General features: G+C 57.3%; 19 protein-coding genes. All 19 read right to left on the minus strand.

Annotated elements, in window-relative coordinates; all coding sequences use genetic code 11:
- Positions 1 to 131: 131 nt before the first annotated feature.
- Positions 132 to 518, minus strand: a complete 387-nt coding sequence (gene fliS / locus ACT9T4_RS18135) for a flagellar export chaperone FliS (RefSeq protein WP_179538694.1) — start codon at positions 516 to 518, stop codon at positions 132 to 134.
- A complete protein-coding gene (gene fliD, locus ACT9T4_RS18140; protein ID WP_499118274.1) occupies positions 519 to 1,937 on the minus strand; it encodes a flagellar filament capping protein FliD in 1,419 nt (472 codons plus the stop codon). It lies immediately after the preceding gene.
- Positions 1,938 to 2,015: 78 nt separating this feature from the next.
- Positions 2,016 to 2,396, minus strand: coding sequence for a flagellar protein FlaG (locus tag ACT9T4_RS18145; RefSeq protein ID WP_042553090.1), 381 nt, complete (start codon positions 2,394 to 2,396; stop codon positions 2,016 to 2,018).
- Between the two features lie 80 nt (positions 2,397 to 2,476).
- Positions 2,477 to 3,637, minus strand: a complete 1,161-nt coding sequence (locus ACT9T4_RS18150) for a flagellin (RefSeq protein WP_499118276.1) — start codon at positions 3,635 to 3,637, stop codon at positions 2,477 to 2,479.
- Positions 3,638 to 3,894: 257 nt separating this feature from the next.
- Positions 3,895 to 8,757, minus strand: coding sequence for a glycosyltransferase (locus ACT9T4_RS18155; protein ID WP_499118278.1), 4,863 nt, complete (start codon positions 8,755 to 8,757; stop codon positions 3,895 to 3,897).
- Between the two features lie 73 nt (positions 8,758 to 8,830).
- Entirely contained in the window at positions 8,831 to 10,231 is a 1,401-nt protein-coding gene (locus ACT9T4_RS18160) for a glycosyltransferase family 2 protein (protein ID WP_499118280.1), read from the minus strand.
- Positions 10,228 to 11,178, minus strand: coding sequence for an FkbM family methyltransferase (locus tag ACT9T4_RS18165; protein WP_499118282.1), 951 nt, complete (start codon positions 11,176 to 11,178; stop codon positions 10,228 to 10,230). The genes ACT9T4_RS18160 and ACT9T4_RS18165 overlap by 4 nt, the downstream gene beginning before the upstream one ends.
- Positions 11,178 to 12,350, minus strand: coding sequence for a class I SAM-dependent methyltransferase (locus ACT9T4_RS18170; protein WP_499118316.1), 1,173 nt, complete (start codon positions 12,348 to 12,350; stop codon positions 11,178 to 11,180). Before ACT9T4_RS18170 ends, ACT9T4_RS18165 begins: the two co-directional genes overlap by 1 nt.
- A gap of 36 nt (positions 12,351 to 12,386) precedes the next feature.
- Positions 12,387 to 13,751: a polysaccharide pyruvyl transferase family protein gene (locus tag ACT9T4_RS18175; protein WP_499118284.1), complete on the minus strand. Its 1,365-nt coding sequence runs from the start codon at positions 13,749 to 13,751 to the stop codon at positions 12,387 to 12,389.
- Positions 13,748 to 14,791: an NAD-dependent epimerase/dehydratase family protein gene (locus tag ACT9T4_RS18180; protein WP_499118286.1), complete on the minus strand. Its 1,044-nt coding sequence runs from the start codon at positions 14,789 to 14,791 to the stop codon at positions 13,748 to 13,750. Before ACT9T4_RS18180 ends, ACT9T4_RS18175 begins: the two co-directional genes overlap by 4 nt.
- On the minus strand, positions 14,778 to 15,671 hold the full coding sequence (locus ACT9T4_RS18185; RefSeq protein WP_499118318.1) for a class I SAM-dependent methyltransferase: 894 nt from the start codon (positions 15,669 to 15,671) through the stop codon (positions 14,778 to 14,780). The genes ACT9T4_RS18180 and ACT9T4_RS18185 overlap by 14 nt, the downstream gene beginning before the upstream one ends.
- A 149-nt stretch (positions 15,672 to 15,820) precedes the next feature.
- Positions 15,821 to 16,465: an HAD family hydrolase gene (locus ACT9T4_RS18190; RefSeq protein ID WP_499118288.1), complete on the minus strand. Its 645-nt coding sequence runs from the start codon at positions 16,463 to 16,465 to the stop codon at positions 15,821 to 15,823.
- On the minus strand, positions 16,465 to 18,294 hold the full coding sequence (locus ACT9T4_RS18195; protein ID WP_499118289.1) for a thiamine pyrophosphate-binding protein: 1,830 nt from the start codon (positions 18,292 to 18,294) through the stop codon (positions 16,465 to 16,467). Before ACT9T4_RS18195 ends, ACT9T4_RS18190 begins: the two co-directional genes overlap by 1 nt.
- 1 nt (position 18,295) lies before the next feature.
- Complete coding sequence (locus ACT9T4_RS18200; RefSeq protein ID WP_499118291.1) at positions 18,296 to 19,825, minus strand: N-acetylneuraminate synthase family protein; 1,530 nt, start codon at positions 19,823 to 19,825, stop codon at positions 18,296 to 18,298.
- Positions 19,825 to 21,147, minus strand: coding sequence for a lipopolysaccharide biosynthesis protein RfbH (gene rfbH / locus ACT9T4_RS18205; RefSeq protein ID WP_499118293.1), 1,323 nt, complete (start codon positions 21,145 to 21,147; stop codon positions 19,825 to 19,827). Before rfbH ends, ACT9T4_RS18200 begins: the two co-directional genes overlap by 1 nt.
- Positions 21,140 to 22,207, minus strand: coding sequence for a CDP-glucose 4,6-dehydratase (rfbG, locus tag ACT9T4_RS18210; RefSeq protein ID WP_499118295.1), 1,068 nt, complete (start codon positions 22,205 to 22,207; stop codon positions 21,140 to 21,142). The genes rfbH and rfbG overlap by 8 nt, the downstream gene beginning before the upstream one ends.
- A complete protein-coding gene (gene rfbF, locus ACT9T4_RS18215) occupies positions 22,198 to 22,968 on the minus strand; it encodes a glucose-1-phosphate cytidylyltransferase (protein ID WP_499118297.1) in 771 nt (256 codons plus the stop codon). Before rfbF ends, rfbG begins: the two co-directional genes overlap by 10 nt.
- A 185-nt stretch (positions 22,969 to 23,153) precedes the next feature.
- Positions 23,154 to 24,398: a flagellar hook-associated protein FlgL gene (gene flgL, locus ACT9T4_RS18220; protein ID WP_042553097.1), complete on the minus strand. Its 1,245-nt coding sequence runs from the start codon at positions 24,396 to 24,398 to the stop codon at positions 23,154 to 23,156.
- 150 nt (positions 24,399 to 24,548) lie between these two features.
- Positions 24,549 to 26,588: a flagellar hook-associated protein FlgK gene (flgK, locus tag ACT9T4_RS18225; protein ID WP_179538697.1), complete on the minus strand. Its 2,040-nt coding sequence runs from the start codon at positions 26,586 to 26,588 to the stop codon at positions 24,549 to 24,551.
- Position 26,589 lies beyond the last annotated feature (1 nt).

The raw sequence follows: 26,589 nt of genomic DNA on the forward strand, positions 1-26,589 counted from the left end.
GTCACCGAAGAGCGCACACGCTCGGACAACCAGAAATGGTGGCTCGCGCTGGAGCGCAACGACTCAACCGCCATGAGTAGGCGGCCTGCTCACTCTGGGGGAGGCAGTATGGCCGATCGCGGCAGAGCGGCTCAGCTTGCAGTGGGCTCGACCTCTGGGCCAATCGCTTTCCAGGCATCACGGATCTGCGTCAGCAATTCCTGCACTTCTTCCAACCTGCGCGGCGTCTCGTCGAGCGCTACGCCAACCAATCGGCGGTTGATGTAGTCATACAAGTTGTCGAGATTCTGCGCCAGCTCGCCGCCGAGCTCCTTGTCCAGGCTCGACTGCAGTACCGAGATGATGGAGATCGTGCCGCTGACCGCCTCACCGCGTAACCCGGGATTAGCCTGCTGCTGTGCCAGCAGCGCCAGTGAGATTCGCTCGATGGCGCCATCCAGAAGGAGGTGTACCGCCTGATAAGGCGTAACGACCTGACTGGTTTTGACGCTTTTGTAAGTATCGATAGGACCGTTCATTTAGCTACTCTTCTTCACTACACCGGGCAGACTGGAAAGCGTGTTCTGCAGCTGACTGCTGGTACCATTCAACTGACCGACCAGAGCGTCCATCGCGTTGAACTGAGCAAGCAAGCGCTTCTGCATACTATCGACACGCAGCTTGAGATCTTCGGTTTGCTTCTTGATATCGGTTCGGGTGGACTCCAACGCCTGCATACGCTGCGAAAGGATGCCGCCCGTCTGGCTGTATGCAGCGACCTGGCCATCGAGACGCTTCGCCAAGCCGGTATCACCAAGGAAAAATGACCCGACCGCATCGAAATTGCTTTTCAGTGCGGCATCGAGCTTGGTGTCCTCTATTTTCAGCGTACCGTCCTTCTGGGTGGTAATGCCCAGATCCGCCAGCACCTTCACACCATCACCGCCAACAGGGTTCACCAACTCGTTGCGAATACCGCCAAGCAGATTTCGAACGGTCGAGTCCCCTATAAGACCACCGACCAACGGCGTTCCATCCTCACCGACCTTGGTGACGCGGGTCAGATCGTTGGTGGTATTGATCAGCTTGTTATAGGCATCGACGAATTTCTTGATACCTGCTTTGACGCCGGCATTGTCCTCACCGACCTTGAGGGTCAGTGGCTTGTCCTTTTCGGTTGCCGCAAGCAACTCGAAGCTGACGTCAGCGATCGCACCCTTGATCGAGTTGGTCGGGCTGGTAAGCGCAAGACCATCGATGGAGAACTTGGCATTGGCCGCCTGGACGATAAATCCGGCAGCGGAGTCATCACCCGTAGCGAGCTTGTTACGACCATCGACACTGAGACCGGCAAGATCGCCACTGCCGGAAACGATGACGTCCTTGCCCTCGCCCGTCTCGTTACCACTGAAAACCAGGCGAGACTTGCCACTGGCAGGATCGTTGATCGTGCTGACGGTTACACCCTTCCCCTTCAACGCGGTATTGAGCTGGTCACGAATACTGGCAAGGTCAGACCCTGCGGTAATCTTCACATCGATAGCGGTACCGCTTTCGCCGAGCTTGACGCTCAGCGTCTCGTCGCCAGCTCCACTCTTGAAGGTGCCGTCCAGAGCTTTCGTCGCTACCTTGCTGGCCGAAGCGAGACTGTCCACGGTCACCTGGTAGTTGCCAGCTGATGCCGTCTTACCGGCAGTGGCCGTCAGCGCACTGGCGTTGGATGACGTGGCAGTACGTTTCTCGAACAGCGTCGCACTGTTGAGATCCTTGAGCGAGGTCTGGAATTCGCCGAGCGCGCTGTTCAGTTGCCCCAAGCCGGACAGCTTGGTGGTCGTCGACGTCGACAGGCGCGCCAGCTGCGCTTCCTTGGGCGCCTTCTCGGCGTTGACCATCGCCGTAACCAAATCAGAGATGGGCAGCCCTGAGTTGATGCCTGTCGAAACTCCACCAATAGCCATAATCTACTCCGTCACGATATTGACGCTCATGCGTGAAAGTTCATTCAGTCCCATCCTGCATTCAAAAACCGAGCCATGTCAGGCCTCGGCCTTGAACAGGAGACTGCGCACCTCTTCCAGACTCTCTGCCAAACGCAATGCCTCTTCAGACGGCAATTGGCGAATGACATCACCTGAAGCACGGTCGGTGACCTTGACCACAACCCTGCCGCTCGAGTCGTCGACGCTGAAATTGAGATCACGCCGAATGTTCTGTACGAAACTCTGGATGGACGTGACAGCATTATCCACCTGCTCGTACATCTGCCCCGCATCTTCAGCCGCGGCCTGCCCCTGACGCACAGCAGGCTGGTCACTAGACGCTTCTGAAGAAGCTGCCGCCCCGGCATACGCAGCAGGTACAGACGTACCTGTGGGCTTTGCCAGTACTGGCGACAAACTATTTATTGCGATGTCCATTTCTTTTACCTCGCAAGGCAAAACGGGGAGAAGCGCTATGCACTTCCCCCCGGAGTTTAGAGCAGCCTAGCCGACTTGGCTTACTGCAGGAGGCTGAGCACCGCCTGCGGCAGCTGGTTGGCCTGAGACAGGATCGCAGTACCGGCCTGTTGCAGGATCTGGTTCTTGGTCAGGTTCGCGGTTTCTGCCGCGAAGTCCGTATCCTGAATCCGACCACGTGCAGCCGAAACGTTCTCTGCGATGTTCTGCAGGTTGCCGATGGTGTTCTCGAAGCGGTTTTGCACGGCACCGAGGTCGGCACGTTGCTTGTCGATCGCTTGGATAGCCTGGTCGATGACGATTACCGACTCCTGGGCACCTTGTACGGTGCTGACGTCGATGTTGGTCATCTCCGTTTCGGTGACAGCTGCCGCGGCGGTATAACCACCGTTGGTGATGCCGGCAACAGAACCGCTGACACTGAGGGCAGACAGCGCGTTGGCGGTGCCTTCGGTGTTTTGACCAGAAACCAGCGTGGTCACACCAGCATCATCCACGAACGCACCTACACCGATGTTCGCATCGTTGATGGCAGTTGCAACGGACTGGCTGAACTGAGCAGCAGTCGCGCCGCTAGCCACGCTGACTTCAACAGAGAAGTCGGTGCCATTCACAGTGCCGGCAACGGTAACGGTGCCCGAAGCGGAAGCGGTACCAGTAGCAGCAGCCACTGAGCCTTCGTAGTACTTGCCCTTCAGCGACGACGTGCTCATTTCGTCGATTTTTACGCTGATGGTTTCGTTGGCCGCGCTACCTACCTGGAAGGTAGTGGTGCCGAAATTGCCATCCAGCAGTTTCTTGCCACCGAAGGTGGTGGTGTTGGAAATACGGTTCAATTCTTTCTTGAGCTCGGTCACTTCCGAGTTCAGTGCTTTACGCTCGCCTTCGCTGTTCGAGCCGTTGGCCGACTGCAGGGACAAGTCACGCATACGCTGCAGGATGGTGGTCGACTGCTGCAGTGCGCCTTCAGCGGTCTGCGCCATGGAGATGCCGTCGTTGGAGTTCTTCACCGCAACGTTCAGGCCGTTCACCTGGCTGGTCAGACGGTTGGCGATTTGCAGGCCAGCCGCGTCGTCCTTGGCACTGTTGATGCGCGAACCGGTCGACAGGCGCTGCAGGGAGGTGTTGAGCGCGTTGGACGAGGTGTTCAGGTTACGCTGAGTGTTCAACGACGCAATGTTGGTGTTTACGGTCAAAGCCATGATGTTTGTCCTCCATCGGACACTAACGTGTTTGCCTGGGCTTGCGACTCTGGCCTGCAATGCTCAGGCAACATTGAGTTCGCTTTCATACTCTTTATCGACCTGAATCTGCGAAGCTTTAGGAGAGAAGTTGATTTTTTTGCGGCTCCCTTGACAACCCTGGAGCCATGACCCCTCAACTTCCGCCTGAACATCATATCGGCGCTTGTTTTGAATTCTTGAGCCTGACAATAAATCCGCGCCAGAGCATCGACACCTCAGTCAGGCAACCACGCTTTTTGCCAGGCAATCAGGTTGTCTCCCTCAAGCATCCAGTCACGCATGACCTGCTGGTGCAACATATCGCCGGCACGGGCCGTTGCGTCCAGATCGGCAAGGTGCATCCTTATTGCATCTACCCAGTCCCGATAACGGTTCTTCACACGGGTTACCGACAGATTTCCCTGGTAGCTGCGCACATCACTGCAGACCACTGGAAATCCGCAAGCGCCATACTCGAGCAGGCGAAGGTTACTCTTGCACTCGTTGAACAGGTTTTCTTCCAATGGGGCCACTGCCAGATCCAGGTTGAGCGCTGCCAGTGCCTGCGGATAGGCATTGATGTCTACCCCCTGGTGAATCTCCTTGACAGCGGGCCGCAGTTTTTCCGGGCACATGCCCATGAACACCCAGTCGACCTCATCGGCCAGCGCGATTACCACATCGGCGATCATGTCCAAGTCGCCGGTGTGCCCCACGCCTCCCGCCCAGCCAACCCTCGGTTTCCGCGAGCGGATGCGCGAAGTGACAAGCCCTTTCCACCAGGCAGGAGGCAAGCAATTCTCGATAACCCGGATGTCATCATGCAAACCACTACAAGCCTCTGCCAGTGCCTGAGTCGACACGACGAAGCGATCCACATAGCCCAACCCGCGGCGCATGGACTTCAAAATGTCCTTCGGCATCTGAGCACGGTGAATACTTTTTACCGGCAGATTCGGCAGATAGTCATCGAGCTCGTAGACCTTTAGTGCGCGTGAGAATGCCTGCATGCGGCGCATCGCATCGAAGCGCTCATCACCAATCTGTTTCTGCAAGATGATGACATCAGGCTCGTAGCGCTCCAAATCCGTCACATGCATGAGGCCTGGGGACAATCCTCCTTCGACCAGCCCCGCCTGCTGCAAGGCGCTAAATGGCTGGATCACTCGATAGTGCCCCGAACCATAGTTGTCGGACGGGTGAGCGAGCACCGTTGGCAAAGGTTTCCACGACGCCAATGGCCGCCATGACAGGGCAGTATCGGCCAGCCTGAACCCACCCGGCTGAGAGAGGGAGAAATTCGGGTTGTAGGCAGGATCCCGTGCCAGCACGGGCAGCCACTTGGCATACATGGCATCGTGCTCAGTTGTGCTGCCCCGGGTCAGGTCTGCTGGGTCAAGCATCAACTGGGAGAACGGCGTCCACACCGTCAGATAACCGGCCTGTCTCGCTTTCAGACATAGGTCAGCCCCTGCGTAGCGCAGGGGTACATCGCTTTCGCTCAGCCCCCCCAATTGCAGGTACAACGCTTTTTCCACCAGCAGGCAGTCATGCCCCACGGCGCTGCTGTTCTGTACCACCTGTAAGCGCTGCATATAACCAGGCGCATCCAGCGCCTCACCAGCATACGGCTTGCCCAGCGGCCCCTGGAGCCCCAGGATCAGGCTAGCCTGAGCGATTTTTCCATCGGCCGACAGAAGCTTGGCGCCTACGCAGCCCACTTCCGGACGTTGCGCATGGTTCAGCAACTCATCGAGCCAGTCATCACTGATCGCAGCCGCATTGGTTGAGAGCAGAAGCAGGTAGTCTCCATAAGCCTGCTGAGCAGCCTGATTAAGCAGCGCCTGAGGCTCCAGCAGCTCGCTACTGGCAGGCAGTACCCTGACACGGGCTTCGCCAAGCGAGGCTAACGCACTGAGCCATGCACCGATCTCTTCTGCCTGGAGAGAATGCTGAATCAACAGCAATTCGTAGTTCGAGTAGCGGGTGTTCTCAAACACACTCTCTACACAGCGCTGCAGGTGTTCGAGGCGCTCGCCAGGAAGAATCAAAAAGGATACGAGAGGCGATTGCCCATGACCGTAGTCGATTCTGTAGCGCCCCGGTTTCGCCGAGGCTACAGCCGCATACGAGTAGCCACGCTGCTGCAGATGCTGGGTGATTGCCTGCTGTTCGGCCTCGTTGTCGGCAAGCGCAGGCGCCTCTGTGATCAGCAAGGGTTCAGCCACATGGCCCAAGCCATCGAGGCCACCCTCGTTGATCAACCTGAGAATCAGCTCCAGCTCCGGGGCATGCTCGAAGGCAGGGTCGAACCCTCCAGCCGCCACCACGACATCCCTGCGGAACAACCAATGCCTGGCCATTCCCGCCGGGAAACTCAAGAGATAGTCAAGATTGAAAGCAGGGCGCAACGCAGCAGCCAACTGCCCGTCCTGGCGAAACATTTCGTCGCAGTAGATTGCACGGCAATCAGGAGCTGTAAGCAACTCCAGCCCGGCCATCATAAGGCCTGAGGGTGTCAGCTCGTCCCCTGCACGAACCAGAACGCACCAGTCGAAAGACGAGGCCTGCAGCATCTCGTTGAGAGGCACGATCCATTGATCGGGTCGCACCGCTACGGTCTGAGAGGTTATTGAAGACTTCGGAATTTCTTCAGCACAGCTCAGCACGAACGCCTGCACGTTCTCATAGTTCTCGCGGGTGCTTTGCAGAGAGGCAAGCGTTAGCGCCAACGCTGCGCTATCTCCCTGCAAGTCCAGAATCAGAACACCGAAGTGTGCCGCCTCACCTTGACCTTGCAGGCGCTCATCCACCAGTTTTTTCTGAGTGGGTGTCAACGTGCGCTTTTTCAGCCAAGCCAGCATGCTTGGCGTGGTGCGGACAACGTCGACATCACCTCCAAGACGCTGCAGCAGCGCTGCCCTGCCTGCAATCACCGCGGCACTGCCGGTGTCGCTGTGGCGCCGGTAAATTTCCCGGTACAACGACGGATAGTCCTTGAGCGCCTGCTCAGAGCGACGAGCGGGAGCCGACTCGTCAGCGCGCATGCGTACCTGCACGGTTTCCTGTTGCAGATGATGGAAAGGCAACCGAGCGGCAAGCCGCTGCAGAAAATCCCAGTCCTCCAGACCTGACAAGGTCTCGTCGAAGTCGCCGACCTCCAAAGCCACGGAACGCGGCCAGGCAAAGGTATTGACCGGAATGTAGTTGTCTACCAGCAGGCGCTCACGTGAATAATCACCATGGGTATAACGACTCTCCTGGTTGAGAATGTGGCGCCCCCCGTTCTCGAGTCGCTCGGCAATGAACAAAGCGTCGCTGTACACCACCTCCCCCGGATGCTCCTGTAGCCCACTCGCCAGCACCTGAAGGTGCTCTGGCAGAAAAATGTCGTCGTCGTCCAGATAGACCAGGTACTGACCGCGAGCCAGGCGATGGGCTGCGTTGCGCGCCCCAGCAGGCCCCGTATTGCGGCCCTGGCGTAAGTAGGTAATACAACAGGAGTACTGATTCAGGAGCGACTCGACACCTTCTCCGTGGTCATTCACGAGAATGACCTCGAAATCCTTCAAGGTCTGCCTCGCGATGCTGTCAAGGGCATCCTTGAGCAGATCGGGTCGGTTGTAGGTCGTGAGGATAATGGAAAAGAGTGGATACTCGCCTCGCATGGCTTGGGCCTGTAGCCGCTCACACAAACGCTTTGCTCGCTCGCCCAATGGCGTATGGCGTTCCTGAGGATATAGCGCCATACGCCTTTCGATGTGTGCTAACACCTCTCGCTCTCGCCCCTTGAGCAGCTGCTGCGCATTGCGCTCAAAGACACCTTCGACTATTGCGAGATGGCCTTCTAGCGGTTGGTTAGATGCGTAGAAACTGCTCGATTCCTGCGCGCCATGCCAGCGGTAACTGACGCCAGGGATATCGATATAGGCAAAGTCGGGGTAACGCTCGGCCATCTGCACGACCATTTCCCAATCTCCGGCCCCATAGGTCTTGCCGGGATTCCAGGTCTTGCAAAAGGCCTCACGGCGATAGATCACCGCAGATGGCGTCATGTAAAGATCATGGATCAGCAGATCGGCAACTTCATTGCGACCACCGAAATAATCCGAAATGCGGTATCCAGGGTGCCGAGGCTGATTCAGCGCCTGCCCTTGTCCATCGACCCATCTGATCCCGGTATAACCCACTGCAATATTGGGTTTTTCCTCCAAAACGGGAAGCAAACGAGATAGATGACCTGAATTGAAGAAGTCATCGGCAGATAGGAACGTGAAGTAGCGCCCTTGGGCGATCCACAGCCCGTTTCGCCAGTTGTAGCCGGGGCCATAGTTGTACCGGTTACGGACATAACGAACCCGGGAATCGGCAGAGAATGCCTTCATGACCTCCGGCGTATCGTCCGTCGATGCGTTATCCAGTACCAGCACCTCGATACCGTCCACCCCTTGATCGAGTACCGACTTGACGCATTGCGCGAGATAGCGACCATGGTTATAGGTGGGAATGACCACACTGATGAGTGGCTGGACAGCGAGTTCATTCGCCGCATCAGAAGCAATGGCAGCGGTCACCCGGAGCAGCCAATAATCAGCCGAACAGTGATAGAGACGGGAATGATCACGCTCGTCTGAATTGCGCTCGATAGGCCAAGCTGAAGCAGTAGCCCGCGCAGGTTCGGGCACCACCAACACATCGACACTGACCACACGCTCGTCGAAGAACGGCGTCTTGGTCGGCGTAAAAATCGCGGCGAACTGCGTTTCATCGACCAACGTCTTGCGCTGGTCCGCATGGCCGAGCAGTAGATAACGCCGCCATTGTGGAGCCAGCTCAAGGCTCGGCTGGCCTTGGCGCGCCAAGGCGATGAGTAGAACGCCATCGCAATGGAGGTGCGCGTCAGATGCACGTTCGAACAGCAGCCCGTTGCCAGCTCCATACGCCTGCAGGGGGTGCAGCGGCAAACGTCGCTGCAACTCGCTCCAGTCGGTATCGGAAAGCAAAAACGCCTGCTGATCGTCGGGATCGATGCCTACGATACCTACCTGCCAAGGCCGCTGGGTGCTGCGTCCTCCCGCGATCAAAGTCCAATCCGTCATGCCATCTCTCCAAGTGTTACGGCTCGCGCGCGTGCACTGCGACGAGGCGCCCAATGAATCAGTGTGTTGACGCTCATCCAACCAACTCTTTCCAGGAAACGATGCAGGCCTGCGTCGAGAGGTTTTGCTGAATAAGCGCCGCGATGTAATGTTCGTGGTCACGTTCGGAGGTGATCACGACGGCATCCTCGGCTTTGACGTGGTCACGCATCCAGACGAGCGGCTGAATGGGCACCCCAAGCAACGCCCTGCCCTGTCGATTGACGTTGGAGTCCACACACGCGATGACCTGATGACCGCCTTTTTTCGCCTCCAGGATCAACAGCGCGGCCACGAAGGCGCTGCCGAACAGGACGATGCGCCTGCCGTTCAGTGCCGCTAGCACGTTGGCTCGCGGGAAATGAGCACGCTGTCTGGCCCATGCCAATAACGTGCCCGTGGCACTAGCATGGTTGTCGGCGTTCAAGTTGCCCAGCTCGTCGGCTGGCTGTTTGGACACCAGCAGGTAGTCCAGCAATATGATCGGCAGCCCCGCCAAACAGGCATCGGGGGCACTCTGTCTGTTCGCTTTCAGCTTCGCCGCTACCCTGCCGACACGAGCGCTCAAACGCGATCCGACGCGTTCTGCCTGCTGGGTGGTGATGGCCTCCTGAATGTCGAAACGCACCGTGCATGCATCGAAATGCAGTGCCTCGGCTTCCAGACCCGGCACACCCCGGGCGATGCGCTTCAAGTCCCGATACAGGTAGACACCGGGCCGCGACAGGCTGGCTGCGTGAGAAAACTGATCGGTGTGCACCCGGCGGCGCAGCAACGGCTGATCGAGGTAACCGATTGCATGGCGCCGATTGATTCGTGCTGGCATCAGCACATCCTCGATACCGGCAGCATCCAACGGGTTGCCCGGCGACACCGCCCTGCGCAAATAAGCGTCCACCGAATAGAAACCCGGCAACGCGGCACGCACCAGCATCACTCCACTAGGCATCGGCCACAGCCGCTCCCTGAGGAAGCTGGTGATATATTCACCAGCGCCAAATATACGGTTCACTCGCTTGATGGCTGTGTTTTGAGCAATTGGGCGACCGTCTTGATCGATGTCGCTGACACGAACCCATGCCAGGCGCACCTCGGGATTGTGATCAAGAAAGTGCATCTGCCGCTCCAGCATATCGTTTTCCATGATGTCATCGTCATGGGTCACGATGACCCGCGGCGCGGAGGCGATGTGATACGCGGAGCGGCAATTGAACTCAACAGAAGAAAGATTGGAGGCATTCCTGACATAGCGAATTCGCGGGTCTTGCAAACCGAGAACAAACTCTGCTGTGCCGTCAGTACTATAATTGTCTAGTACCAGAAGCTCGAACTCTGAATAGCTTTGCTCAAGAATTGCAGCAATGGACTCCTTGAGATAGTGCAGACGGTTGTATGTCAGCAGCGCAACTGTAAGAGGGGGTGCTGACAGGCTCATGGCACAACCCGCGGCATATAGGCTCCGGCAAGAATATGGCTGTGCTGCTGCGCGTGCAGAAAGATAAAATTCGTTTCGACTGTATTCTCATCGATGCTTAAAAAAGCATTCAACCCCATGGGACCTACGGTAAATGCTTGGTAGCCATGCTCGCCGAGCCTTTCGATAATGTCGTTGGGATGATAGTTGAACTGTTTGGCCCACTTTCTCAGCAACTCGATAAGAATCACCGGCCTGTGGGTGGCGATCGTTTCTTCTGCTCCCTGGATCACCATGAGCTCCGCTCCTTCCACATCGCACTTGATGATCTGGGGGGCAAGACCGTGCTGCAAGCAGAACGCATCGAGAGTTGTGGTTGCGCAAAAGATTTTCTCCAAACTATCCTCACTACCAGGCTGCCCGACTCGCGCCAAAGAAGTGGCACCGGAGCAGTTGGGTGTATAGAGGAACTCCAGGATAGCCTCCTGATTGGAGAAGGCCAATCGGTGCGCAGCAATATTACCGAGGCGGTTATGGCGAATATTGCGCTCAAGGATCTCATGGGTATGCGGAATTGGCTCGAAAGCATGAACCTGAGCAGACGGGCAATGTTTGGCCAATGCGAGGGAGTACCAACCGCAATTGGCACCGATGTCCAGAATGACTCCATTCGGTTCTGTAATCGCTTTGAGAAATTCAGTTTCAGCCGGCTCATACGCGCGGAAGTTCATCAGCGTACAAGGTACAAGGTGCTGATCCTTTGGATCCAAGAGCAGTTCGATTTGCTGCGATCGAGACCGGACGAAAACGCCGTCCGGCTGAATGAGCAGGGCCTCGACATCGGTACCCTCAATGAAATCGGGATAAGCAAACAAGGAGGTATGCAGCGAATGAATAGCTTCGATGTAATCCTGCTTCGTGGCTTCCCCCGCCTCATAGGCGGCTCGAATCTGGGTAAGCATATTCATCAGTTTTCCAAAACTCCCGAAACGAGACTAACCACCCTGCCTCTCCAACCGTACCGGTTCATGAGAACGTCGCGGATTTCCACAGCATAAGTAGTGCTTGCAATGAAAATCGTAGCCCCTTCGTGCTTCATGATGGACTCAGGCGCAGAGATGGTAACCCCAAGCAACGATCTGCCTTGCAGATTTCGGTTCCGATCTACGATACCGCAGATGTTCGCTCTACCCAGGCGGGTATCACAAAGCAATCGGCTGGTAAGCGAGCCGGCTCCCCAAATAAGCACTCGCTCGCCACTCAACTCCAACTGCTCGGCGAATGCCTCGATCGGACGCAGCGTTTGCCGCGACTGTTCTATATAGCGATGCAGACTATCAGCTGATGCACCATCGACACTGAAACGCTCCGCAGCCCCGGAAGCCTTGCGGTAAATGGCCAGGAGGTAGTTGTTGTCGTAAAAATCATTATGCTGGGAAATAGCTTCCACTTTCTCGAAACCACCTAGGCTCAACAAATTGTCGAGGCTGGTAGCACTGAAAAAATTGATGTGCTCAAGAGCGAACTCAAGGAACGCCTCCGCAGGCGGTGACGCACCAAACGACTCGGCATCAGGCACAGCGATAAACAGGTATCCACCCTCCTCGATCAGCTCACCGATCCTCATCACGCTCGAGCGGAGATCGGCGATGTGCTCAAGCACACCACACAGGCTCACTAACCCGAAAGGTCGTGTTGGCGCGTAAGTGTCCAGGGTCTCAGTTCTGATTTCCAGATCGTGATACTCCCTTCCCAGGCGGGCAGCCAAAGGACTCGGCTCGATACCAAGCAGCGCCTGTAGGCCCACACTTTTGAACCGGGAAAGGAAATGTCCCATGCCCGAGCCTATGTCCAGCACTCGAGTCGCTGCAGATAACTCGACATGCTGTCGAACAAAGGCGAAAAAATCATCATGAATACGCGCCAAACCTGCAGGCACGTCGGTGTGTAAGTGGTGCTCGGAACCTTGATAGAAACGATTAAGAGCTGACTGATCGGGAATCTCGCTGGCAAAGGCGAAGCCGCAGCCGCGACAAGCCACTACGTCATAGTGAACGGGCGAGGCCTCGCCAGGAAAAAGAAATTCCTGGCGATGAATGTGTTGCAAACTGCCGCCACCGCAAATTTCGCAAGTTCTCATGTCGTCCAATCAACACCTTCAATTTTATGAAAGCCGCTACTTTTTGTATCCCGTGCCTTTATTAAGGCGCAAAAGATACTCGTCATGAGCAAGCGCTTTTATTTGGTTGAGCTTTAAAAAAATATCATCCGAAATTTCGGAGCAAATAGATACCTGCCTCTCGAGGCTCGACATGTCCTCCGCTGTATGCCGAACCGATCCTTCTTCGTGTAAAACTTGCGGATCAGGTTCGGGCATCCAGTTATCGATAATGCGCCCCTGTGCATCTATGTTTTCGCCAAGACCGTGGCGGTGTAGCGTCCGAAAAAACTCGCCGTAGGCGACCTTGTACCGCTCGCTGGCTGGAACGTAGTCGCAGCGTGATAGAAAAAAATCAATATTCATTTCTTCAGGAAGTTCGCGCTCGGATACGAAGGGCAACGAAAAGAATTCGCACATTTCCCTGACGCGTGCATCGTGGGCAATGAATACAGCAGGTACGCCAGCATGCAAGGCGGGTGTAAGACCATGCATTCTGGCGCCAAACGCAAAATTCATGGTACCCAGAAAGTCTTTCCATACACGGTAGTTGGTGAAATACCGTACTTGCCCTTTTTTCAGCAACGACAACAAAGGCGCCAGATCTCTATACACACGCCTTGCTGTATAGATATCCTCACCAGATAACTTCCCAGGATAATACAGAGCTTGGGTGACCAACCCGAAGGTTTGTTCGACGTAATGATAACCAGCTCGGTCTGCCAAGCGGAGGAAGTCTTCAATTCGGCTGTGCGAATTCCCCTGATAATTGGAATAACAAACGCCAACTTTCTCAGGTTGCTTCGGCACGCTCAGCAACGACACCGGAAGCGACGGGCCATTCAAATAAAGAGAAGGGCACCCAAGCGGGGCAGCCGTTTTGATACCAAGTTTACTTAGTACATCTGCAGAATACTCACCACGAGTGCCCACGAGTGGTGACGTGTCGGCAATGGTCTTGAGGTATCGAACCACTCTAGGCGAGAGGCTTTTATGAAAAGCCGGATCGTATTCGTACTCCCTCGCCTGTATAGACTCTCCCAAGCTGAAGAACGGAATTCTCAAGCGCTCGATAAAACGCGTTACAAACTCGTAAGGGTAGCCGTCTTGCTCATAAAGCGAAGGGGCGATTCTGCACGGAATGAAAAATACGACGTTGGAAAATTTTTCATTAACCTCTTCGGCTGACATGCGGAAGTTCCAGGCCTCGAAATTCCGACCGGACGTCAACATGGCACCCGCATAGGCGTAAACGATATCCCCTATGTTGATAAACTGGGAGTGACCTGGGTAGTTCGCGCCAGTCTTGCGAATACCCTCTGGCGGAGGCAGATAGCCGATGAGAGTCGGACGAGAATCATAGTGGGTGCCGACCGGTGTCATACGCTTACCTGCAAAAGCCTAAATAGACCCGCCTCAAGGTCGATCTGCGGCTCCCAGCCCAACGCACGAATCTTGTCGATTTTGAAATGACCAGAATCTCTTGCCGCCGGAGCGAGACCACCACGGGCCTTGGCGCTGACCACCAGTTTGCCGCGTTTGCCAGCCGCAGCGATCATTTTTTGAGCCAGTTCCATGATGGAGGTCTCGTGGGTTTGCCCCACATTGTAAGCATTGCCAACCTGCCCTAGCAGCAAGACATAAAAAAGCCCCAAGACGGTGTCGGAGATATAACAGAATGGCCGTGAAGCGCTACCGTCCGAATCAAGCTGAATGTCTCTGTCATGAACGACGTCCGCAAGCAAATCGGCGATGGCCCGACCGTCATCCAGACGCATTCCCGGGCCGTAGCAATGTGAAATGCGCGCGATCCTGGCGTCCACGCCGTACTGCGTGTAGTACGCGCGACACAGGGTTTCCGCCAGTCGCTTGCTTTCGCTGTAGCAGGCTCGGGCCGATAACGGATCCTCGCAGCCGAAATCGGTTTCCCCGATAGCGTCGACCTGCCGGATATTGTCCCCATAAACGGCGCCGCTACTGAGAAATAGCAAACGAGCTTTTTTTTCTCTGGCCAGTTCGAGCAGTTGCCGGGTTCCATCGACGTTGGCACGGATAGTCTCGACCGGCTCTGCCAGGTAGTAGCGCGGGCTGGCAGGACTGGCAGCGTGGAGAATGAAATCCAGTGGCGCCTCGAACCGCCAAGCCTCGCAAACATCCTGGATTACCGGGTTAAGCTCTTGCGCGACATCGATCCACGGCAGGCGCTCCTGCAGCTTGCGCAGCTCCCTCGCAGAGGCATGAATGTGTAGGCCAGCGCCTGCATCACGGCGATTGAGCCAGACCAGTGCCTCAACCAGATGCCCGCCGATGAAACCAGACGCGCCAGTGACCAAAATGTGGCGACCGCGCAGCGCTTGCCATGGCAACGCTGCAGCGAGAATACCGGACAGATCTTCGGCGAGTATTGGCTCAGGCTTCTTCATAAATGGCCTCGAGACCAATGATCCGCTCACTGTCGATCCCGGCTGCGAGCAACTGCTGCTTGATCCCGGCACCGAATCGAATCGAACAGACCAGAATCGGCAGTGCGCCATGCAATACAGGATCGTAGCCAGCAATGATGTGGACGCCGACCTTCTGCCCCCACTTGCTTGACGAGGAATCGACCAACGCGTGGATCTCCAGCGACTCAGCCAACGGCGCAACGTAATTGAGGTAGTCACCGCCGATGCCGTAGACAATGAATGGCCCGCCAAACTTGCGCTGGAAACGCTGCAGAAGCTGTTCACGCTGCTCGCCAGCGGTCAATTGACGTCGGGCGACCACGCGGATCGAATCAGGGTACACCGGCGACTCGTAATGCCCCAGGGACAACTCATGACAGACGAAGCCACAACCCACCAGAAGAACAGTCAGCGACGCTGGAGTGAATTGATGCAGATGCTCGGGATTTCGATCGCCCTCGAGCAACGGGTGACCCGCCTGATTAGGCACTTCAATAAACAGCTTGCCCTTGGGAGCCAGCAACTTGGACCAGCTCTGGAGCTCGGCGCGTAAGTCAGCGATATGTTCGAGTACATGAAAAGAGACGATCAGGTCATAGGGCTGCGAATGCACCTGGCTCGCATACACATGAAAAACCTGGTTCAGCGTGTCCCTGGCGAGCTCGCTGTCCTGGGATAACTCCAGTCCGTCATAAACAACAGGGAAGCGCGCCTTGATCTCGCCACCGAGTGCACCCTCCGCGCAACCTATTTCAAGCACACGGCCCATGCCAGGCTCAAGCAAAGTGGACACCGCACTGGCCCGATCGGCGATCTTTCTCTTGAACCAAGACGTATGAGGATCATTTCGAGCGACCAGAGCCTCATAGTAACCGGCACATGCAACCTCGGCAGGCGCGCGCCAACGGTGCCCGCAGGTGAGGCAGCGTGTGTATGCAGGGTTAGGTAGAAGCCTTTCAACGGTGTGACAACAGGGACATGCTGCCGCCGCAGATGGCGGCGCAGCAATCACTCGTTCTGCAGGCATGCCAGACGCTCCAACAGCTGCTGTGGCGCTTGCAAAGGTCGCGTTTCAGGAGAAAAGCGGCCATAACCCCACGCAACGGGCCAGAAGTCGACGGTATTGGCAGCGGCCGCAAGACCATCATGCACGGTATCACCAACGTAAACGGCGTCTTGGGAAGCGATCATGCCCTCGATCAGCAACGTGCCAATCATCCCACTCTTGTCGGTATAGCGCCCAGGGTGCGAGTCACTCGCGAAAACCTTGGCAAACATCTCTCCCCAACCCAAGGCGGCAATAATTCGCTCGGTCGGCAGCAAGCGCTTGTTGGTCGCGATGGACAAGGTAAAGCCCTGCTCAAGCAACTGCTCCAGGACGGCCTGACAGCCCGCATAAGCGGGCGTGCTCAAGCAGGCTTCACTGTCATAGATGTCCTTGAAACTCGCGCTCAGGGCATCGAGCATCCGAGGTGAGCTCTGGCCACTCAATTTTTCGAGTGTCTGCCGCAAGGGCGGGCCGATCAGACTCTCTTCGACGACACAACATGCCTTCAGACCATGAACCTGCAGCACACGGGTGAAGCAGCCGAGAATTGCCGGCGCGGAATCGACCAGCGTGCCGTCAAAGTCGAACAGGATATGGGTCTTCATCAGCGCGCCTGAGAACGTACTTGCCGCGACACCGAAGCAAGCCTGCCACTCATTTCCTCTTCGAGAACATCCAGTGGCAGCAGCGGACTCATATCTTCCAGAGGCATGGAAGTAATCGAACCGTCCGCCTGCGGAATGGCTGCGACTTTTGGACTGAGCGCCTCGTCGCTCATGAGCATCACTTCCACGATCATCGGCCGCGGCAGCGCCATGGCTTCAGCCAAACCCTCGGAAAGCTCGGTGACATCGCGGATACGCTTGAAAGGCAGGTGATAGGCACTCGCCAGTTCTTCCAGATCCGGCATCCACAGCCCTGCCTCGGGACCCGTGCCGACATAGCGGCTTTCGAAGTAATTGCGTTGCGTGTTGCGGATCGATGCGTAACCACCGTTGTTCATCACAACCAAGCAGATCGGTAGATCGAATCCACGCATGGTAGCGAACTCCTGGATGTTCAACTGCAGGCTGCCATCGCTCTCGACCGCCACCATCGGTTTGCGTCCATTGGCAAAGCAGGCCCCAATGGCAGCTGGCAGCCCATATCCCATGGCACCAAGGCCTGAGGTGAGAAACACGCGCTGGCCGGGGCGATTGCGAAAAACGGTGTAGAACACCTCTACTGCCAATCCTGAACTGCCGGTACTGACCAGCGTATCGGCAGGTATAGCCTCGGAAAGTGCATCGGCGAACAGGAAGTGGCTGATCGGTCCGCTGGATGGAAACGGCTTGCCATCGTTGACACTGTAACGCGCCTTCCAGTCGCTGCAGCGCGCCAACCAATCCGAACGGCTGAACTCGGCACTGCCGAGCGTTTTTGCCAATGCGTCGACGAAGCCGGCTGCATCGCTGGTGATCGCGACATCGATCTCCATATCGAGCTTGGCGATTTCATTGGCATCCACATCCACCACCACCTTGCGCGCATTTCGAGCGAAATCGCGAGGCGCATAAGCGGTGATGATATTGTCCAGGCGACTGCCGATTGTTATGAGCAGGTCACAATTCTGGATGGCGAAGTTCGGCGCACGCAGCGCAACCACCCCCGGACGCCCAACATAGAGGGGATGATCATAGGGCAGTAGATCCATCGCGTTCCAGGTAGTCACTATCGGCACACCCAGGCGCTCGACGAAATCACGGAAAGCGGCTGCTCCACCACTGAGACGCACCCCGTGACCCGCAAGAATCAGCGGGCGCTGAGCCTTTTGAAGCAGACTGTGGATTTGCTCAAGCAATGCACTACTCACCGGCAGGGCGGCGCTGCTATCGGGCTGCCAGCCCTCTAGTATCGCCGCATCAATCGGCGCGCCCTGCACGTCCAGCGGCACGTCGATCCATACGGGCCCCGCCCGGCCATCACGCGCTAGAAAAACGGCTCGCTCCAGCTCCCGGCGAATATCTTCCGGATGCTCGATGGTCACCGCATACTTGGTTATCGGCTCGACCACGCTGACGATATCAACTTCCTGCACGCCCTTTTGCCGCAGCGGAGCGCCACGCAGCAAGTCGGCACGCTTGACCTGGCCAGAGATCACCAATAACGGCACCGACTCGATCCAGGCACCAGCAACTGCGGTCACCGCGTTGGTCGCACCGGGGCCTGTAGTGACCATGGCCACCCCAAGGTTCTCGTTGATCCTGCAGTAAGCTTCAGCAGCGATGGCGGCGGCCTGCTCATGGTGACAAGCCACAACCTCCAACTCAGAATGCTTGCCGACCGCGTCATTGAGATGCATGGCACCGCCACCCGGCAGTAGGAATACATGTCTTACACCCAGCCCAGCGATGAAATCAGCGATGTAATCGGCAACACGATAAGGGCTTGGCACGTCAGTCCATCCAATAGCTCAAAAGGGTTTTACGGTCCCGGTTGGCGTTGATCGCCTCGTCGGTATAGAACGAATCATTGCGAAAATGCGTGGACGAAAGCTCTTCGATGATAGCTCCGCTCTCACTGCGAAAAGCATGCCGCACACCTGGCTCCACGGTAACTACATCACCTGGGCGACATACACGTTCGACACCATCCAGGCGCAACACCAGCTCACCGTGCAGGACGTGGAAGGTCTCTTCCTTGCGCTGGTGGTACTGTTCTGGATGCTCCTGGCCGGGCAGCAGCATCAGCAACTTCTTGCAGTAACCGCGGTTGACCACGGTAAGCATGGTCAATCCGATTTCGTCGAAACGATCCAGGCCGTAGTGGTGGGATATTTCCAGATCAACCCGACCCGGCACGACTACATGGCTATCACGCAACTGTGCGCGTACTTGCTGAACGATGGCCCAGACCTTGTCGCGTACGTCGTGCCGCTTGCTGTTGCCAGGATCCAGCGCGGCATCTGCTGCAATATCGACCTGAGCAGTAAACGTAGCGTACTTGGACCAATCGTTAGCAGTGAACTGCCCCTCTTGCGGTGGAAAAGCGAAATACACGTCCTCGACATGCAGGACCTCACCGGCGGATACCGGCCGGCGCACGAACACACCACGCCGCAGAGAGCGCAAGCTGGCATGCTCGGCCTCGTTGTGCGGCAGACGCTGCTCACCCTCACCACACAGTTGCAAGGCGTACTGCGCTGCCTTCAGCCAGAGTTGAACCTGCTCGGGGCTGGCCGAGTAGGCGTTAAGCGGGTATTGATCGGTCGCCAGACCAACATGCTTCTCGAACACGCGCGCGCCCTTGGCCAACGCGATCTTGACGATGTCCGTATTACCTGGATCTTCGTGGGTGGAAAAACCCACACGTACACCCGGATAGCGGCGACGCAGGAAGTCCACCTGAGAGAGGTGCATGTGGGCATCGGGGGTCGGGTACTCGCCTACGCAATGCAGAATGGCAAAACTCTTCTCGCGATGGGTCAGAAAGCTGACCAGACGATCCACTTCCTCCAGGGTCGAGCCCGCAGTGGAAACGATCAGCGGATGTTGCGTCTGCACCACGCGCTCCAGCAGCGGCCAGTCGCTCATCGAGCAACTGGCTATCTTGATCGCATCCAGGCCTTGCTCTTCGATGACCGCAACCGAAGCCTCGTCAAATGGGGTCGAGAGGCAGAGAAAGCCATTGGCACGAATTTCCGCGACCAGCGTATCGAACTGCTCGCGGGACAGGCGTGTCTCGCTGAAGCGCTTTATGTACTTCACATCCTCACGGCCACGCATCGCCGGATGAATGAAGCTGTCCAGATCGCGGTACTGCAGCTTGAAGGCAAAGCTGAATGGAAACGCCGAGCAAACCTTGGCAAACGCACGGATCAGCTCAATACCATGCGCCACATCACCCATATGGTTATTGGCCATTTCCAGGATGAAAAGCGGTTTCTCGAACAATGCACCGGTAGTGACAGGGGCGACAAGAGTCATCAGCGGGCTCCTTTGAGCCAGTCTTCGATCCGACTGGCAGCGTGCTCCAGATGAGCCTCGCTCAAGCCCGGCCAGAGGCCGATCCAGAAGGTATCGTTCATTATTTTATCGGTTATCGGCAGCTCGCCCGAAACCCTGAAATTACGCCCCTGCATGTAGGGCTGGCGCAGCAGATTGCCAGCAAACAGCAACCGCGTGCCCACGCCATGATTATCCAGATAACGCAGCAGCTCGACACGACGCACGCCAGCATGATCGCGCAGAGTCATCGGATATCCGAACCAGGAAGGGTCGCTACCCGCTGTCGCCTGTGGCAGCACCAGAAAATCACTGCACGTGGCCAGGCGCTCGCTGAGCCAGGCGAAGTTGTGTTTGCGTGCGGCGATGAAATCCTCAACGCGATCCATCTGCGCCAAGGCACAGGCGGCCTGCATATCCGTAATCTTGAGGTTGTAGCCCAGGTGCGAGTAGGTGTACTTGTGGTCGTAACCTTCAGGCAGATCGCCCAACTGCCAGCAAAAGCGCTTACCGCAAGTGCCGTCTTCACCGGGAGCGCAATAACAGTCACGCCCCCAGTCACGAAACGATTCCACGATGCGCTTCAACGCCGGGCTATTGGTGAAAACCGCGCCCCCCTCACCCATGGTGATATGGTGCGCCGGGTAGAAGCTAAGGGTGCCAATATCGCCAAAGGTCCCGACCATTTTGCCTTCGTAGGTTGACCCCAGGGCATCGCAGCAATCCTCGATCAACCAAAGGCCATATTTGTCACACAGCGCCCGCACGACGCTAAGGTCAAAGGGGTTACCCAGGGTATGGGCCAGCATGATTGCCTTGGTCTTCGGCCCGATGGCAGCTTCGATCTTCGTCGGGTCGATGTTGTAAGTACCCAGCTCGACATCGACGAATACCGGCACGGCACCGAACTGCAGGATCGGATTGACCGTAGTGGGGAAACCGGCAGCCACACCAATTACCTCATCACCCGGCTTGATTGCCCGATCACCGAGCCGTGGCGAGGTCAAGGCAGAAAATGCCAGCAAGTTGGCCGATGAACCGGAGTTGGTAGTGAGCACGCAACGGCGCCCGAGATACTTGCCGAGACGCTTCTCGAATGCCTCGTTGAAACGTCCAGTCGTCAACCAGCCATCCAGAACGGCTTCGGTCATTGCCTGCAGTTCCCCCGCACCAATGACCTTGCCGGAGGGCGGTACGGCACTCTGCCCTGGCACGAACGGTCTGGGAGCCATCTGCAACTCGGCGTAGCGTCCAACCAGTTCCGCGATCTGCTGGCGCAACTGCTGCGCCGTATTGTCACTCATGAAGTTCGCCTTGATGATTCGCTATCTGCTGGCGGGTGAAGGCACCCATATCGTTCCCGCCCCGCCAGGCCAGATGCCAGTCCAGTGTATGTTTCAGGGCCGTATCCAGCGACCACCGCGGTACCCAGCCCAACAAATGGCGCGCCTTGCTGGAGTCCAGCGCCAGCAGACCGGCCTCATGCGGCTGCGCATCACCAGAAACCGACCAGAGTGCCTCGCCAGGCCAATGCTCGGCAAGACGGCGCACGACCTCACCCACAGTTGCCAGACCAGCGCTATCAGGCCCGAAATTCCAGGCTTCTGAATGCCGTTCTGAGTCAACCACCAGTGCCTGCGCTAACTGCAGATAACCCATCAGAGGATCGAGGACGTGCTGCCAGGGACGGGTCGCACCGGGGTAGCGCAGAACCACCTCCCGCCCTTCCTGCCAGGCGCGAAACACATCCGGCAACAAGCGTTCAGAAGACCAGTCACCACCACCCAGCACGTTGCCCGCACGCGCGGTCGCCAGGGCGACATCCGCGTCGCGAAGGAAGGCGTCACGATAACTGGCACAGATTAGTTCCACACAGGCCTTGCTACTGCTATATGGATCAAATCCGCCCAAACGATCCTGTTCCCGGTAGGGCCAGAGCCACTCACTGTTCTCGTAGCACTTGTCTGTAGTCACGACCAGCACAGCACGAACAGAGGGTGTAGCGCGCACCGCTTCAAGCAGATTGACGGTGCCCATTATATTGGTTGCATAGGTTTCAACAGGCGCTCGATAGGATTCTCTCACCAAGGGCTGCGCTGCCAGGTGCAGCACTATCTCTGGCTGAAAATGACGCATGGCCGATGCCAATGCCGAAGAGTCGCGGATGTCCGCGAAGTCACCCTCGATGGTTTGCTGCAACTGCACGACATCCCACATGGCAGGCGTGGTTTCAGCCGGCAGAGCGAAGCCGCGCAAATCCGCGCCGAGCTCGCGAAGCCAAAGTGCCAGCCATCCGCCCTTGAAGCCTGTGTGGCCGGTCAGCAGAACACGACGACCGGACCAGAATGACGGCATCAAGTCCACAGCCGCCACTCCGCTTGGCCGCTTTTCCAACGCTCTTCGAGCAAAACACGATCACGCAGGGTGTCCATCGGCTGCCAGAAGCCACGGTGCAGGTGGCTCATGAGCTGTCCTTCTTCGGCGAGACGACGCATCGGTTCGTACTCCCAGGTGGTCTCGTCACCCTCGATATAATCGAGTACCTCAGGCTGCATGACGAAAAATCCACCATTGATCCAGCCACCGTCACCGAGCGGCTTCTCCTGAAATCCACGAACCTGATCGCCGTCCACGTCCAGCGCACCATAGCGCCCTGGTGGCTGCACAGCAGTAACGGTAGCCAGCTTGCCATGTTGGCGATGGAAGTCGAGCAGACGCGCGATGTCGACGTTAGCGACGCCATCGCCATAAGTCATGCCGAACGTCTCGTTACCCAGATAATCGCGCACACGCTTCAAACGCCCGCCGGTTGCGGTGATCTCGCCGGTGTCGACGAGCGTCACGCGCCATGGCTCGGCATGATGGTGATGAATGTGCATACGATTCTCTGCCATATCGAAAGTCACGTCCGACATGTGCAGAAAGTAGTTGGCGAAATACTCCTTGATTACATAACCCTTGTAACCCAAACAGATAACGAAGTCGTTGATACCGTAGTGAGAGTAGATTTTCATGATGTGCCAAATGATCGGCTTGCCGCCTATTTCTATCATCGGCTTGGGGCGCAGATGGGACTCTTCGCTGATACGCGTACCAAGTCCACCGGCAAGAATCACTACTTTCAAGGATTAAGTTCCTGGCAGATTTATGTAATAAAAATCAACGATCTTGGTGGAATCTTACCACCGATGGCGGCTGGCTGAGTATCGGTTGAACCTGCGCTCCACCCAAACTCGGCAAATGGCTTGCGAAGCACTGATACTCGCTAGCTAAAGCAAGCAATTCCAAACAAAAACGCCAGGACTTTTCTTCAAAGCTTATTGAACAGATTCAGACTACTCACCTTCACATAACTCTGTTGCGCAGCCTCGAGAATCAATGTCTGGAACGACAAGCGCGAAAGCGCTTCGGGATAATCCAGTTCGCGTAGCTCGGCCTGTACCGACTTATTGATCAGGCCAACGTCTTCGTTATCGGTGAGGGTGTTCTCGACAACGTTCAGGCGTGCGCCGATTTCACCACGTGTGCTGTCGACCGTGGTGCTGGCATGCGACAGATTGGTAATCGCTTGCGCCACGGCGTCACGGGCAAGACGACTGCCCTCCTCGGTCGCTGGTGCGTCTTCGAGAGACTTGCGCAGGCTGCCTATGGTATCGAGCAAGCCTTGCTTTTGCCGGTTAGGGTCAGAAGTGACGGTTACGGTATCGCCGCTTGCGGGTGCACCGTCGAAATTGACCACTACGCCGCGGAACACCAGCTTGTCAGTCGAGCCAGGCTCTTCGTCCATGGATCCAGTACCCAGCGCCGGCGTAGTGGTTCCGGCAGCGAAGATCTCGTAGCTGTTGGCATCGGGGTTGCCGAAAACGATATCTATCCCCCCCTCAGGGAAGGCAGGCGTTGCGCTGAATGCCACTTCGTCCTGCACCAGAGGCGTTGAAGCACGGAGGGTAGAGCCGGGCTGCGCGGTGACGGCCGCATCCAGACGGCCGGCGTTGGTGACGTTCTGGAATACTCTTTTGCCGTTATCGCTGATAGCCACGCTCAGGGAGCTGGCAATTTCCAGTTTGCGTTGCCCTTCATCCCCTTGGTAGGAATAAGTGCCATCGGCGTTACGAGTGAAAGGCTCGGCCTTGCCCTGGAACCCGGAGAACAGATACTCACCACGGGCGTTCTTGGTGTTCATCAGGCCCAGCAGCTCATCCTCGCGCTCGCGCAGCTCGGCAGCGATGGACTTGCGTTCCTCGACACCCAGCGAACCATTGCCTGCTCGCACGGCAAGTTCCTGAACGCGCTGTATGACGGTGTTTACCGAATTGAGCGTGGCCTCTTCCTGATTCAGGCTGTTCTTCGCTGCCGTCAGGTTGTCGTTGTACTGAGTCAACACATTCTGCTGCTGCTCGAGCTGCAGCAGGCGTACCGAGGCGACCGGGTCATCCGCGGGGGTGAGGATGCGGTTGCCGGTGCTGATCTGTTCCTGAGTGCGTATGGCATTGGCGTAGTTGCGCTGCAGGCCTTGCACGCCGTTGTTGAACGCCTGAACAGTGGAAATGCGCATAGCTGCCTCGTCTTCTCTGGCGGTGACTGGCGTTTGCCTGAGCCGCACCCTCTTGGGGATTTGTTCACCATCTGGCCATTGCTGGATGGTTGATCGTATTGTGTGTTTGTGGGCTGAAGCCCACCCTACCCGCTAAGCGCGTTCACGCCACTACCTGAATGCCCCGATCAGGGTATCGAACAAAGAGCGCGCAACTTGAATCACCTGGGCGGACGCGTTGTAGTACTGCTCGAACTTGATCAGGTTGGCCGCCTCCTCGTCCAGGTTGACCGCCGACAGCGAATCGCGGTTGTCCTGCGCCTGTTTGAGGATAGCAGTTGTCGCCTCGCTGTCCTGGCGGGCCTGGGCAGTGAGGGTGCCGACGCGCTCGATCAGGTCGCCGTAACTGTCGGTGAAGCTGGAGCCGGTGGTAATGCCGGTTACCGTGGGGTCGACACCGATTACCTGCTTGTTCTGCAGGCCAACCAGCGCCAGAGCGTTACGGTTGTCCGAAACACCGTTCTGGTTGAAGGCGATGTTGAAGCGGTCGCCGTTTTCCGGACGGCCGCTGACGCTCATGTTGACGCTGGTGCCATCGGCCAGGGTCAACTGGTAGTTGTTCTGCTGGCCCGGTTCGAAGAGCGGGGTCGGCGCCGGAGTGATCGGCTGCCCCTTGTTATCGACGCGGGTCAGCGTCGCACCAGCAGGCAACCCGTTGAAACCGCCCGCAGCCGAATCGTAAGTCAGTGTCAGCGGAGGAAATGCGGCCTGCAACGCTGCCGGGTCGATATTGCTACCCGTGGACTGCAGCGTCGGCTGACTGATCACACCGTTGCCGCGGTTCTGCAGATTGGCCTCGGCGCGAACCGGCGCAGCGAACGCCAGCTGGTCGGCCTGGTCCAGCACGGTGGATATGGTCGAGGCGCCAATGCGCGTCGGCTGCAGCACGAACGAATCACCCGCGGCAGGTGCAGGAGTGCCGACAACGATCTGGAACCCCTGGTTACGTCCGGCACTGTCCTGAAAGCTCAGGGTGCCGGGAGGGTTCTGGGTGACGGTCATCGGCTGGTTGTCACTCAGGCGCCGCGCCGTGTAATTGCTGCCGTCGAACTCCAGTCGATAGTCGCTGGTGGTCAAGAGCGAACTGTTGGTGATGTTCAGGATCGGTGACGCATTGCTGCTGTTGCTGGACGACGACAGTACGCGCAAGCGGGCCAGTGACTCCGCGTTGTAATCACCGAACAGTTTGGCACCCACCTGCCCCTTCAGATCCAGGCCCTGCCCCAACTGACTGTTGACCTGATCACTCACCGCCAATGCAAGGCGCCCCAGCGAATTGAAGGTGCTGTCCAGCACCTCCTCGCGATACCGCAAGATGCCGCCCAACTCCCCACCGGTAACCTGTGTGGTGATGGTCTGCCGCGCGGCGCCAACGATGAACTGTATCTCGGAGCGATTCGGATCGTTGCTACCAGGCACCACCTCCAGGCGTGCAGCATTGCTGCCGATTACCAGAGGCTGACCCGAGCCAATGAAGACGTTCTGCGTGCCATCGTTCTGCGCCACGACATTGACGCCGATGAAGGTCGACAGCTGGCGTACCGCCTCTTCACGGGCGTCGAGCAGGTCATTGGGCTGACTGCCATTGGATTGAGCGACCGCGATGGATTCGTTGAGGCTGGCAATGGAGGTGGCAAGCCGATTGACCTGCTCGGTCACGGCGCCCATCTGTTTGTTGGCGAAGCTGTTCTGCTCGCTCAAGCGGTCATAAACGGTATTGAAGCGCCGGCTCAGCCCCTCGGCTTCGGAAAGCACCAACTGCCGAGCGGGCACATTGGAAGGGTCTTCGGCAGCGGTCTGCAGGGCCGAGAAGAACTTCTGCAGCGACGGCGTGACGCCCGTGGTGGTGCCGGCCAGCAACGAGTCGAGCTGATCGATCTGGCTCTTGTAAGCGGCGACATCGCTGCTATGCGCGGTGCTGCTGCGCAGTTGGGTAGTGAGAAACTCACTGTAACTGCGGCGGATGTCGACCAAGGTGGTGCCGGAGCCGATATAGCCGGCCCCGCTGAACTGCGGCGTACGCGTAGCCTGAATCGTATCCTGACGAGAGAATCCCGGCGTGTTGATATTGGTGATGTTATGGCCAGTGACCGCCAGCGAGGTCTTGTTCGCCGACAGGCCTGACAGGCCAATACTCAATAAGTCAGCCATG

This window comes from Pseudomonas sp. SZ40, assembly GCF_052958135.1.

Bases quoted from the DNA above. Each gene is read 5' to 3' on its own strand.
- fliS (WP_179538694.1), bottom strand. From the start codon at position 518: ATGAACGGTCCTATCGATACTTACAAAAGCGTCAAAACCAGTCAGGTC.
- fliD (WP_499118274.1), bottom strand. From the start codon at position 1,937: ATGGCTATTGGTGGAGTTTCGACAGGCATCAACTCAGGGCTGCCCATC.
- ACT9T4_RS18145 (WP_042553090.1), bottom strand. From the start codon at position 2,396: ATGGACATCGCAATAAATAGTTTGTCGCCAGTACTGGCAAAGCCCACA.
- ACT9T4_RS18150 (WP_499118276.1), bottom strand. From the start codon at position 3,637: ATGGCTTTGACCGTAAACACCAACATTGCGTCGTTGAACACTCAGCGT.
- ACT9T4_RS18155 (WP_499118278.1), bottom strand. From the start codon at position 8,757: ATGACGGATTGGACTTTGATCGCGGGAGGACGCAGCACCCAGCGGCCT.
- ACT9T4_RS18160 (WP_499118280.1), bottom strand. From the start codon at position 10,231: ATGAGCCTGTCAGCACCCCCTCTTACAGTTGCGCTGCTGACATACAAC.
- ACT9T4_RS18165 (WP_499118282.1), bottom strand. From the start codon at position 11,178: ATGAATATGCTTACCCAGATTCGAGCCGCCTATGAGGCGGGGGAAGCC.
- ACT9T4_RS18170 (WP_499118316.1), bottom strand. From the start codon at position 12,350: ATGAGAACTTGCGAAATTTGCGGTGGCGGCAGTTTGCAACACATTCAT.
- ACT9T4_RS18175 (WP_499118284.1), bottom strand. From the start codon at position 13,751: ATGACACCGGTCGGCACCCACTATGATTCTCGTCCGACTCTCATCGGC.
- ACT9T4_RS18180 (WP_499118286.1), bottom strand. From the start codon at position 14,791: ATGAAGAAGCCTGAGCCAATACTCGCCGAAGATCTGTCCGGTATTCTC.
- ACT9T4_RS18190 (WP_499118288.1), bottom strand. From the start codon at position 16,465: ATGAAGACCCATATCCTGTTCGACTTTGACGGCACGCTGGTCGATTCC.
- ACT9T4_RS18200 (WP_499118291.1), bottom strand. From the start codon at position 19,825: ATGACTCTTGTCGCCCCTGTCACTACCGGTGCATTGTTCGAGAAACCG.
- rfbH (WP_499118293.1), bottom strand. From the start codon at position 21,147: ATGAGTGACAATACGGCGCAGCAGTTGCGCCAGCAGATCGCGGAACTG.
- flgL (WP_042553097.1), bottom strand. From the start codon at position 24,398: ATGCGCATTTCCACTGTTCAGGCGTTCAACAACGGCGTGCAAGGCCTG.
- flgK (WP_179538697.1), bottom strand. From the start codon at position 26,588: ATGGCTGACTTATTGAGTATTGGCCTGTCAGGCCTGTCGGCGAACAAG.